Below are 11,836 nucleotides of genomic sequence, written 5' to 3'. Positions count from 1 at the left end.
GTTGGCTAAAATAGTTTATTTCTTCTTTTTTTTAATTGGGTACTTGTTGAACATTTTTTTTACCGCTTTTGTGATTCTAATATTATTCTTATCAATTGAGGGAGAAATCATTCCTTTGGATACCGCCTGCCAGATCAATTTATTATTTTCACTTTCCACAACATCCAGGATCACGGTTCCTTCATTGTAGTTTTGAACTACAATTTCTTCAGATTCCCAATGGTAATTTCGCTCTCCCATATATCTTGGAGCATCTCTAATATCGGTTTGCCTTGTCTTTTGTTCTGCAGAAACGACAACCCCGATATTAAGGATTAAATCGGGATTTGCATTGACTTTTGTATAACCTCTGGCAACCATTTGGCCGTTAATCTCGGTAATTAAAAAATTTAAGCCCTCTTTTCTGGGTTCAAATTCCGGGATAGTAGTAACATTTAGACCATATACCTGAAAGGTTTTGTATTTTTTAAAGTCTACTTCGGAAGCTTTGTTATAGGAAACAAGCAGTTGAGACATTCCTAAAAAAGGAATGGCAAAGAACAAACTTAATACAATACTTTTTATCAAATTAATCTAGTGTTTAGGAATCAGAAATACCCCATCTTTTATAAGCAGACCTTAGAAATTCTCCATAAATTTCTTTATGAATTTCAAATTGTTCCGGGGTGAGCAATTCTTTTAATTCGGCATCTTGTTTAGTTAATAAGCTGTTTAATTCCTTTTTAAACCGCTCCTCTGAATAGCCTTTATCTTTATCATCTAAGCGTGCAATTTTGGCTACATAATAAACAATAATGCTGCTGTATTGGCTCATTTCCTCCTCATTGAGGTCCATTCTTTTAACTTCATCGTTGAACCAGAGCTGAAGATTATCCTTTTCCTCCGAGGAAAAAATTTCAACTTTTCTTTCTTCTTTGCTGAGTTCCTGTGCCTTTATATTCGAGAAGATAAGAAGACCAGTAATACATAAAACTATTTTAATTCGAGTCATAGAGAATGGGTTTTTGATGATTTTAGATTAGGGGTATAATGATCAGTATAAAATTTGTTAGATGCTCGTATAATTCTTGTTGGCCGTATTTATGGGGATTAATTTAGACTTGCCGATTACAAAAATAAACATATAAAAGAATTGAATAATAGATATTATATTTTAAACTAAAATATATAACGCATAGTAGCTGATCTTGTTTTATTTCTCAAAGTAAAAATCTCCAGTTTCCTGAAAGAAGTAAAGATTTTACTATTGTCTAACTCGGAGATATCCGACCAGTTATAGCCTTTCTCTATACCAAACTCCACAACAACGGAATTGAGTTTATCACCAAAAACTGCAGCAATAAGAACTTGGGAATAGCCGATGTAAACACTAAAGACCAGTATTAAAAGAAAAAATATTCTTTTCATATCTACATTAATTAAAAATTCTTTTACAAAACTTTATTAAAGATGTAAAAGAATTCTTAATTGAATAATTAGTTTAATGCGTTTAGACTAACACTAGAGGTATACTAGTGGGGTTCAAAACTAAATTTCTGACCTCCAACAGATGCCTCATACATTAGCCCACCTTTAACCCTAGTAAAAATCGCTACTCCGTCCTGGTATGGGGCAACGGCCGCTCCACCTTCTGTAATGGCCACAGCTGAAGCCTGTGCGCCAAATTTAAATTTACCACCTGTAAAACGGTCATAGGCAGCTTTATCTTCAAAGAAAATCAATTCGCTAAATTGCTGACCCCCTGCCTGTAGTCCGAAAGAGGCTTGCCCTAATTTAGACTCGCCAGTTGCAGTATTTCCCTGGTAAACTAATCCCTTGCCCCCGGCACCGCCTATTGCAAGGCCTGCTTTGGTTATTTTTGGAAATATTGCATAGCCATAAGCCTTTGAAAAATAAGTTTCAAGTTTAGGTGCATCCTTTTTCATTTCAGAAATTGCTTCTTTACATTCTTTCTCTAATTCAGGATTCCAACCAACTTGAGCATATGTTGTTGAAGAAATAATCAGGGATAGAAAAAAGGTAAAAATTGAAATTTTAAGTGTGTGTGAGGTTTTCATCGAAAATCTATTTTTATAGTGTTTATAGTACTTCAAGGTAGTAATAAAAAAGAAAATATCATAATAATCTACTTATTATAAAAAGCAATGACACTTAAAAGCTAAAGGAGTAAAGATTTCTCCCAGATTTATGCAGTTGCTCATCGGAAAGTAACAGGGTTTTATTATTTAGGAAAGAAATAGATTCCAGTTGTGTTCTAACACCCAGATCAATTGTATTTAGCTCCCCTTCAAAGAAATTTGAAAGATTAAAATTAGTAAAAAGCCATAATTTACCGTAACCCAAAAGGGCAATGGTTTTGCCGTCTGGGGAAATATCTGCCGCTGTTATTTTACAGGTAGAAAAATCTGTACAGGCAATAAATTCTCCGAGATAAGTAGCCTTATAGTTCCCTTTTTTCGCTGGTATTCTATATATTAAGGCATTTCCATTAAATGGATGGGATCTGTTTTTTGTGATAAGATATAGGCTGTCTTTTGCGTAAAAAATGGCCTCTGTATCATAAAGCAGGTTTTTCTGTTTAGGAGGAAATTTTCTTTGTTCCGGAAAGGAGAATTCTATTTGTTCTGCTTTTATTTTATCGCCTTTCTCTTTATCGGGATCTGGAATCTTATAAATAACGAGGTCTTTTCTTTTATTAGCGTTATTTCCAGTATCAGCTATATAAACATTACCGTCTTTATCCTGGGCCATATCTTCCCAATCCTTGTTCTTGGCATTTTTTACTTCAAGTTCCTTTAGTATCTTACCCTTATTATTTATCTGATATATTTTGTCTTCGTTACCCCCGTCATTGACAAACCATACGGTTGAATTTTTTCCGATTGCCATTCCCGAATTCTCTTTAAGCTTTTTAGGAAGTTTTGTTATATAGGTGAGTTGCCCATAGTTGGAACAGCTTATTAAAAAGCTAAATAATAAGATGGCTATATATCTAGTCATCCACATTTTTTATAGGTAAATAAACCTCAGCTTTCCAGGTTAGTGCATCACCACCCATATTGGGGTTATTATAAAAAAGTTCTACGGGCAGGCCTGTAACTTCTATATCATTTTCCCGGGCATAATCCAAAAGCGCATACCAGGCTCTGTCGGAAGTTATGTAATTTCCATTGTAAACTGCCATTAGCGCATTTCTTGAATTGAATTGCTTATACTCCAGGTCCGGATGCTCTGGCAATGAATCAGATTTGATAATCGGGTAGCAGAAATCATAGTGTATACTGTCTGTTTCCTTGTCCCATTCGGTAATTTCTATAAATGGCCTTCCATTTAACTCAATTCCGTTATTAGCAAGAATTGTATTTAGTAAAGGATAATTGTACATCATACCCTTTGCTTTACCAAATTGATTGGCCTTCACAGAAACATATGCACAATATGTAGCAGGTAACTCCTTCTTACCGGTTACTTTAACCCTAAAATTATCTATGTGTTCATTAAGTTTTTCACTAAAATCTTTAACGGTACTTATGGTTCGTTTTTCAAAATCGGTATTAAAAAATGGGATTGCAATTTTGTTTTGAAGACTATGATCAAGATCCTTTACATAAACCTTTACCTTTGAAGTGGAGTCCGTTAGTGGAATAATATCCCATTGATATAAATAAGTAGAATCGCTGAACTTAATATTTTGTTCCAGGTGAGTTAGACCTTCCTGATGCACTAATTGGGCATCTTTCAGAGTAGAATTCCAAGTTTTTATAGATTGATTAATGGTTCCGGGAAACGTCCGGGCTTTAAAAGTTACGAGGTAATCATAGGGTTTTATAAACAAATACCATAAAAGGCCTGCAACTAAGAGTGGCAGTAAAACTAAAATGACTTTTTTCATATACCTAATTGGTCATTGTAAGGTTATCTAAAACGAACTTTCCTAAATCCCTTCCTTGTTTTACACCAACAGCAACGGCTTTTCTGTAATGTATTCCTCCGTACATTCTACTGATCGCTGCTTCGTCTGCTGCTTCATTAAATGAGTTAAAACTTCTGATTGGCAATCCATAGAGTAATTCGGTATCATCATCAAAGGCAAAATTGTCACCAAAAATATCGGTAAGTGCGGTGGCAGCTGCTCCGGAAACTACGCTATGCCCACTAGTATACTCAGGAAATGGAGGAGTTTGCAGGACCGGCTTCCAGTTTTCGTCAATATGTTCGTTGATCAGGGTTTCAGGACGGATGAGGTTACTTCTGTACTTTTCATCCCAACAACTAATAAAGGCATCTGCTATTGCCATGGATGTTTTAGTATAGGCATAAACAGTTTTGTTGAAATCACTATTCGTTTTGTTAGAAGCAATTTTAGCGATACCAATCCAATGTGCTCCGGGGGATATTTTCTTGGTGGCAAACATTAAATGACCTCGAGTAACGGAAACATAAGGATTACAATCCCAGAATTGTGCAATGGCAATTTCTTCAGAAGCATCACCCTTCTCCGTAATCTCCATACTAATGTCGTATACTTCTTTAACTTCTTTATAAAACTCTGAATCTTCTTCCATAGAAAATGGTGGGGGAGGAGAGGGGATAAACTGGTTTGATGAATCTATCACAAAAGGGCGTATTTTATTCCAATGCGGCTCTATCCCATCCATATATGCGGGAGGGGTGGGTTGCCATCTTGAAGGGTCATCTGTATCAACCGTAAACTTAGGCATTGTTCGCGTTTGATTGTAATTGTCGGCATTCATCCATTTTGCAATATGCTCGGCAACCTCCAGCCCATACTCTTTAGAGGCATTAAATTCTCTTGCGTTCCGTGATTCCCAAATGGTATAGAGGCTATCTCTGAAAGTGGCTAATTTATCCTCAGAAAATATTACTCTGCTGCTTACATCCATATGGGCTATTAAAGCCGATAATGAATAATTTACCGGTTTGGATGTGTCTGGTTTTGGGATAGCAGTTAATTCATGCGCCTGGCCTTCTAAAGAAAGGTAGTTTTCATCGTGCAAGGCTATTATTTCATATGCAGCAATATTTGGATAGGCATAGATTCGGCTGGCGACAGGGGGAGAAAAAATATCATGTATCATTATCTCTGTAACCTTGTCAATAGCCATATGCAACTCATTTGTTGTGACTATAATGGGTTCTTCGTTCTTATTGCAGGCCATAAGAGTTCCTAGTGCCAGCAATACTCCTAATGTCTTCTTCATTTTCAGTTATGTTTTATTAATTCATAAACGCGCGCCTTCTCGTTATTGAAGGTCACCAGTAAATAAGGTTGGTTGTTTAAGGTAACTATATCAAGATGTCTCGTCGATCTTTGAGAAAGATCCAACCCCATTTTGTGCCCCAAAATTACGTCATTTTTGTCTCTTATCATAGCCCCCGGGAATGAACCAAAACGGCCGTGATAGGGCTTAACCCCAAAAAAATTCCCTGCAGCTAAAACTTCATCAGCACCATCCTGGTCAAAATCATAGACAAGAAAATCCATTATAGGAGCCCATTGCAATTTAGATTCAAAAGGCACAAAGGTAAATCTACCATTATTATTCTCCAGATATCCCGATCTCAATTCAGATGCGTTTAAAACAATTGAGTTGTCCAATGTTTTTTTATCAAATATTTGCTCAATGGTTTTGCCCGCAAAATCGCGATAATTAGTAAATTTTTTGCGTAACTCAACTATTTGTCCGGCAATCCCATCTAATCCTTCAAGTGGAAAGTATTTCCCGTTTTTGGGAATAGCAACAATAGTTTCCGTACTTCCATTTCCATCAAAATCTGAATAGAACATCTTTAAAGGGTAGTCTTCACTTGCCTTGAATTTATTATTTACTCCCCAATTACCCAATAAATAATCCTTATCCCCATCCTTATCAATATCAAAAGCAATTACACTTTGCCAAAGACCATTTATTTCCTTGTCTAAACTTTTCTTTTCAACAAGAGCACCATTGATATTGGCAAAAAATTTGGGAGACATCCATTCTCCTACTACTATCAGATCCTTAAGGCCGTCTCCATTAAAATCTTCCCATATGGCATCGGTAACCATCCCGGTATTTTGTAGTTCCTCATTATTTTCAATACTGAACTGGCCATTATCATTTTTCAACAAATAGGATTCCGGGATTTTACCAAAATCATTAGATACGGCCTGGTTACCTACAAAAAGGTCAAGGTCCCCATCGTTATCAAAGTCATTAACTTCAATTACGGACGCATTCTCGAAATATTCAGGTAGGGGGGCAGTTTCAAAAATGGAATCATTCTGAACATAGTATGTATCTAACAAAGGAGACATTTTATTGTAAAAATCAGCACCACCAGAACCCAGAATTATATCAGATTTCCCATTGGAAGTAAAATCGGCAATAACGGCTGCTACATCTTCTTTAATGCTATCCTTGTAAATTTCAAGGATTTTTTCTTCTACATATATAGAGTCTTTTTGAAGAAAGATTCTGGAAGGAAAAAATTTGGAACCTCCGAAGAAAATATCGGCTTTACCATCATTATTAATATCCCCAATGGCAGTTGCCGGTCCTCTATCGGATATCTGATAGGGGATAAGTTTTTGCCTGTTGAAATCCACATAATTATCTTCCTTATGAGTAAAGTTGATTCCGAGATTATCTTCTACCTCCCTGAAGATTCTGAGCTTAGAAGGTTGAAGCAATCGATAATTAAATGGCATCGTATTTTCAGGTGAAATACTTAAGGTTTGATTTGTATTTACGTTTTTAATATTTTGAAATTGCCCATCAGGCCAGACTATTTTTAGAGAATCTACCTTTGCGGTTTTACCGTAACCAAAATGAATTATGGGTTCAGAAGATGATTGAAATCCACGGATGGGATATAATTCCTTATACTGTAAAATACCATTGTGATATGAGAACACTTTAGTTCCAATTCCAAATGAATTGAGGGGAGAATATTTTAACTTAATTTTTAAGTAGTTATTATCCCCATCGGTTTTATTGATATATAAACTGGCAGGGCTATTTATATTATTGGTAACAAGATCCAGGTCTCCGTCATTATCAAAATCCGCTACCGCGGTAGCCCCTGAAATAAGCGTATCATTAACAATCCATGATTTTGATTTGTCCTCGAATAAAAGATGGGATGTTCCTTTAAACAAGTAGTTATGCACTTTAGCTGAAGGCATCATATTAAGAGCCCGTTGGTCTACAAGTTTCGTGTTATTAATCTTTTTCTTAATCTGGTCATTGGAGGCAAAATTGATAAAATCGAGATCGTTGGGACGTTTTGGGATACCGTTGGAAATAAATAAGTCCTGTTCCCCGTCCTGGTCATAATCTCCAAAAAGACCACTCCAACTCCAGTCTGTGGCAGCAATACCACTGTATAATGCTATTTCTGCGAAGCTATTACCCGGTTGGTTTAAATGCAGCATATTTCTTGTAAACTGGTAGTGGTAGCCAAACTTCTCAATTCTCAATTTCTGCGTTTGAATATTGTCATCTCCTTCTGAGGATTTAAGAACGGTTTCATCTTCGGGTAGCATATCTAAAGACAGAATATCCGGCCATCCGTCATGATTAATATCTACAACATCTGTGCCCATAGAGAATCTGGTTGTATGCCCAAAATACTTCTTTATGCCTTCGGTGAACGTTCCGTCTCCATTGTTTAAGTAATAGTAATCATCTTCATGAAAATCATTGCCCACATAAATATCTGGGTATCCATCCTGATTAAAATCTGAAACAGCAACACTCAGACCATATCCGTTGACACCTCCATAGATTCCGGCCTCTTCACTTACATCGAGGAATTTTCCATTCTCGTTACGAAGTAATTTGTCTCCGGTCTGGTAACTTCTTTTTAATCGAAGATCTGCCTTACCAAAAGATTCCTGAGTGTGTACGGCATGATTTAGAAGGTAGAGATCCAAATCACCATCCAGGTCATAGTCTAAAAATGTAGCTGAAGAACTATAAGAATCAAAATCAAGACCATATTCAGAAGCACTCTCTACGAAAGTAGAATCACCCTGATTGATAAAAAGTTCATTGTAACCATCAAAACCGTTAATCCCAACCACAGCACATACATAGATATCCAATAGACCGTCACCATTCACATCACCCATTATAGATCCGGTATTCCAACTGCTATTACCAGCCACACCTGCCTGTTCTGTTATATCCTGGAATTTGAGACCGCCCTTGTTGAGATATAGTTTATTCTTAACCATGTTTCCGGAGAAGAAGATATCTGTAAGGCCGTCATTATTTATGTCACCTGTGGCAACACCTCCACCATTATAGAAATATAGGTAATCCAATATGTTGAGATCGTCAGTTTCTGTAAGTGTATTTTCAAACGACAATCCCGTTTCTTTGGGAGTTGGATTATAAAATAACTCACCTTCCTTGGAACCACAGCCTGTCACTATTAAAATTACAAGAATACCTATTAGAGATTTATTCATTGAGTTCAAATATCTTTGGTTTATTCTCATTGATAGCAACTATAATGAAGGTCTTTCCTGTTTTATCCTTAAACTGCTTCAAATGCTTTATCTCGTCTCGTATAAAGAACCCACTTGTATCATAGTCCTGCCATTCAAAGCCCAAAGATCCGTCACCCAGCAGAACATTACCGTAATTCGCATCTAATCGTGAATACTGGGGTCTAAATTCAAAATTATTTCCTCCCACAATGAGGTCTATATTCCCATCATTATTCACATCGGTACAGGTAATGCCACATATACAGGATAATTGACTCCTCGAAGGAAGTTTAATAACTCTAAAGTTCCCGTCACCTTCATTAACAGCTATTACAGATTCAGAAATGATCGATTTTTTCATAATTGAGTTCTCAAAAACTTCTTTTGGGAACAATTCAGATATGGTCTTTGTTGAATATTCAGAGGCCTTAAGGTTTTGCTTTTTTAATGCAACCATTTGTGCGGTTAAATCCTTTTTCTGGTGGATAGGATAATCCTTACCATCAATATTTTGTGTTACTATTTGTTCAATTGTACCATTATCATCAAAATCATTAATCCACATTTTCATTGGCCTGTTCTCCTTAGGTTTATAGTGCAGATTTCTTCCCTGATTGCCCAGAATCAGATCATTATCTCCGTCTTTATCTATATCCACCGCTTCCACAACATTCCACCATCCGTGAAGGCTATCAAGCGCAGAAGAGCGCAGGCTTAATCGGCGGCCAGAATTTTTAAAGATTTTTGGAGTCCCCCAGTCTTCAACTGTAATGAGGTCCTTTTTAGAATCTCCATCCATATCTACCCAAATAGAGTTAGTGACCATCCCAGTATCTTTTAGGTCATAAGCAAATCTTTCTGTCGCATCTTCAAAAGTCCCGTCACCATTGTTTTCTAAAAATAAATGACTTGGATTTATGCCATAGGTACCCACAACACTTCTTGAACCTATAAATAGATCTTCATCGCCATCATTGTCAAAGTCATTGGGCGCAATAGTTGATATGTTTGAGTAAGTAGAAGGTAGTTTTGCATCGGATTTTACAAAATTACCTCGTCCGTTGTTTAGATAAATACGCGCTCTGTAACTTCTTTCTTCTCCAACCTGATTCCCACCTGAACCTACAACAAGATCTAAATCTAAATCCCCATCCGCATCAAAAAAGGCCGCTGCCGTATCTTCATATTCCGCATCTTTTGCCAGGGAATTTTGATTTGTAATACGTAGCACCCCATTTCCATTGTGCTTGTAGATTATTCCAGCCTGACTTTTAGCCCCGCCTATAAAAATATCTTCGTTTCCATCACCATCGATATCACCAACTGCAAGGGCCGGTCCTTCCTGTGAAAGTTGCTTGTATATTAGACCTTCATAATCAAAATCATTATACATGTTCTCTTTATGAGTGATGAGTTGATCATTTTGGATTTCCTTCAGTAAAGAAGGTTTTTTCTCTTTAACAACAGGAGTGAATACCTCCTTAGCATCAGAATGCTTGAATGTAAGGAATTGATTAGCGGAAATATCTACTAACTTTTCGGTTTTATCATCAGGCCAGATAACTCTCAAAGAATCAATGGTTTCAGATGTTCCTAAGCCTATAGTCATTACATGATCCATAGAAGATTGAAATCCCCGTGAAGGCACTAATTCTTGTAGAATTACATTTTCATCACAGTAAAGCATTACCGTTGTTCCTACGGCGAATTTATTTTCTTTTTGACCCTCAAACTGAAGCTTTATATAATTATTTTCGGTGAGTGAAGTAGCATTGTTTTCATAAACAAACGATTCCATATTCACGTTATTGACAACGATATCCAGATCCCCGTCATTATCGAGATCTCCATAGGCAGCACCATTGGATAAGCTGGGAATATCTAACCCCCAGTCTTTATTGGCATTCGAAAATGTAAGATCTCCATTATTTTTATAGGCATAATTGGGTTGTGGTCTAATAGGCATTTTATTGATAATGGAATCAATGGACTCTTTCTTGCCCGTGAGTACCATTTTCTGAATTATTTCATTGGCAAAAAAATCGTTAAAGTCCAGATCCGTAAGATCGTGGTTCATGCCGTTTGTAATGTATATATCTCTTAACCCGTCATTGTCCATATCAAAAAGAAGTCCGGCCCAACTCCAATCTGTGGCATCTACTCCACTGAAATAGGCTATTTCAGAAAAGGATCCATTTCCATTGTTTAGCTGTAAGGTGTTTTGAATGTATTGCTGGTAAAAGTCCTTGCTTTGTTTTAATTTATAAATATTGTAACCCTCAAATTCCATGACCGATTTTACCCTATGATCCGGTTCCGGAAGCATATCTGTTATAAAAATATCTGCATTCCCATCGTTATTAATATCCGATATGTCAATACCCATTGCCGATAAAGAAAGATGAGAAGTCCAATCCTTGATCTCCTCATTAAAAGTTCCATCCTGATTGTTGATGTATAGATAGTCCCGTTCATAAAAATCGTTAGATATGTAGATATCCGGATACAGGTCTTTATTGATGTCTGTAACCATTACCCCGAGGCCAAACCCAATCAGACTTCCATAGATGCCTGCTTCTTCACTTACATCAACAAATTTTCCATTATCATTCCTCAAAAGCATATCCCCAACACCCTTAAAAATATCGGGGACTCCTTCCCAGTCCTGAGCTCTGGTATTTCTTTGTTCTGCATATCCCAAACTACTTACCGGAATGTTGCTATTATTAAGGATATATGCATCCAGATCCCCGTCTTTATCATAATCGAAGAACGAGGCATGCGTAGAAAAACCCGTTTTAGCCAAATTATACTCTGAGGCCATTTCTGTAAAAGTGAGGTCGCCGTTGTTTATATAGAGGTCATTATCATGATTATTTGCCTTCATATTGCCGGCATTGCTCACATAGATATCAAGCAATCCATCCTGGTTTATATCAACCATAACAACTCCTGTAGACCATGGCTTTGATCCTTTAACCCCGGCTTTTTCGGAGATATCTTCAAACTTTAAATCCCCTTTGTTGAGGAACAGGCCGTTAGAAACCATATTGCCAGTCATATAAATATCGGCCAATCCATCATTATTTATATCACCAATAGCTACTCCGCCACCATTATAGAAATTTCTATACTTAAAGATGTTGAAGTTTTTTTGGTTTTCAACTTTGTTTAGAAAGTTTATTCCCGTACGTTCAGAAGGCAAAAGGGTAAAGAGTGTTTGTTGGATATTAGCATCGTCCTTAGAACTTTCCTTTTCTGAATTACACGATATGGTTATTGCAAGTAAAAGTATAAGACCTGCTATTTTTTTTAAGCCCGATATCATCATATAGT

At 36.7% G+C, this 11,836-nt stretch carries 9 protein-coding genes; all 9 read right to left on the bottom strand.

What is annotated here, in order from left to right; all coding sequences use genetic code 11:
* Positions 1-15: 15 nt before the first annotated feature.
* Positions 16-567, bottom strand: a complete 552-nt coding sequence (locus ABJH90_RS12460) for a DUF4136 domain-containing protein (protein ID WP_348141612.1) — start codon at positions 565-567, stop codon at positions 16-18.
* A 13-nt stretch (positions 568-580) separates the two neighbouring features.
* The gene (locus ABJH90_RS12455) at positions 581-991 is read right to left on the bottom strand and encodes a hypothetical protein (protein ID WP_348141613.1); all 411 of its coding nucleotides are present in this window, start codon (positions 989-991) and stop codon (positions 581-583) included.
* Between the two features lie 167 nt (positions 992-1,158).
* Positions 1,159-1,407, bottom strand: coding sequence for a hypothetical protein (locus ABJH90_RS12450; RefSeq protein ID WP_348141614.1), 249 nt, complete (start codon positions 1,405-1,407; stop codon positions 1,159-1,161).
* A 104-nt stretch (positions 1,408-1,511) separates the two neighbouring features.
* Positions 1,512-2,057, bottom strand: a complete 546-nt coding sequence (locus ABJH90_RS12445; protein ID WP_348141615.1) for a YSC84-related protein — start codon at positions 2,055-2,057, stop codon at positions 1,512-1,514.
* Between the two features lie 94 nt (positions 2,058-2,151).
* Positions 2,152-3,000, bottom strand: a complete 849-nt coding sequence (locus tag ABJH90_RS12440) for a hypothetical protein (protein WP_348141616.1) — start codon at positions 2,998-3,000, stop codon at positions 2,152-2,154.
* Entirely contained in the window at positions 2,993-3,892 is a 900-nt protein-coding gene (locus ABJH90_RS12435) for a GyrI-like domain-containing protein (RefSeq protein WP_348141617.1), read from the bottom strand. The genes ABJH90_RS12440 and ABJH90_RS12435 overlap by 8 nt, the downstream gene beginning before the upstream one ends.
* Positions 3,893-3,896: 4 nt before the next feature.
* Positions 3,897-5,222 carry a vanadium-dependent haloperoxidase gene (locus tag ABJH90_RS12430; protein ID WP_348141618.1) on the bottom strand — a complete coding sequence of 442 codons (1,326 nt, stop codon included), beginning with the start codon at positions 5,220-5,222 and terminating at the stop codon, positions 3,897-3,899.
* Between the two features lie 2 nt (positions 5,223-5,224).
* Complete coding sequence (locus tag ABJH90_RS12425; protein WP_348141619.1) at positions 5,225-8,479, bottom strand: VCBS repeat-containing protein; 3,255 nt, start codon at positions 8,477-8,479, stop codon at positions 5,225-5,227.
* Positions 8,472-11,831, bottom strand: a complete 3,360-nt coding sequence (locus ABJH90_RS12420) for an FG-GAP-like repeat-containing protein (protein WP_348141620.1) — start codon at positions 11,829-11,831, stop codon at positions 8,472-8,474. Before ABJH90_RS12420 ends, ABJH90_RS12425 begins: the two co-directional genes overlap by 8 nt.
* Between the last annotated feature and the right edge of the window lie 5 nt (positions 11,832-11,836).

This window comes from Eudoraea sp. (genome assembly GCF_039969275.1).
In the GTDB taxonomy this organism is placed as follows: domain Bacteria; phylum Bacteroidota; class Bacteroidia; order Flavobacteriales; family Flavobacteriaceae; genus Eudoraea.
Note: the sequence above shows the minus strand (reverse complement) of the source record. Positions and strands in the feature narration are given on the sequence as shown.

Bases quoted from the DNA above. Each gene is read 5' to 3' on its own strand.
- ABJH90_RS12440 (WP_348141616.1), bottom strand. From the start codon at position 3,000: ATGACTAGATATATAGCCATCTTATTATTTAGCTTTTTAATAAGCTGT.
- ABJH90_RS12430 (WP_348141618.1), bottom strand. From the start codon at position 5,222: ATGAAGAAGACATTAGGAGTATTGCTGGCACTAGGAACTCTTATGGCC.
- ABJH90_RS12435 (WP_348141617.1), bottom strand. From the start codon at position 3,892: ATGAAAAAAGTCATTTTAGTTTTACTGCCACTCTTAGTTGCAGGCCTT.
- ABJH90_RS12450 (WP_348141614.1), bottom strand. From the start codon at position 1,407: ATGAAAAGAATATTTTTTCTTTTAATACTGGTCTTTAGTGTTTACATC.
- ABJH90_RS12455 (WP_348141613.1), bottom strand. From the start codon at position 991: ATGACTCGAATTAAAATAGTTTTATGTATTACTGGTCTTCTTATCTTC.
- ABJH90_RS12420 (WP_348141620.1), bottom strand. From the start codon at position 11,831: ATGATGATATCGGGCTTAAAAAAAATAGCAGGTCTTATACTTTTACTT.
- ABJH90_RS12445 (WP_348141615.1), bottom strand. From the start codon at position 2,057: ATGAAAACCTCACACACACTTAAAATTTCAATTTTTACCTTTTTTCTA.
- ABJH90_RS12425 (WP_348141619.1), bottom strand. From the start codon at position 8,479: ATGAATAAATCTCTAATAGGTATTCTTGTAATTTTAATAGTGACAGGC.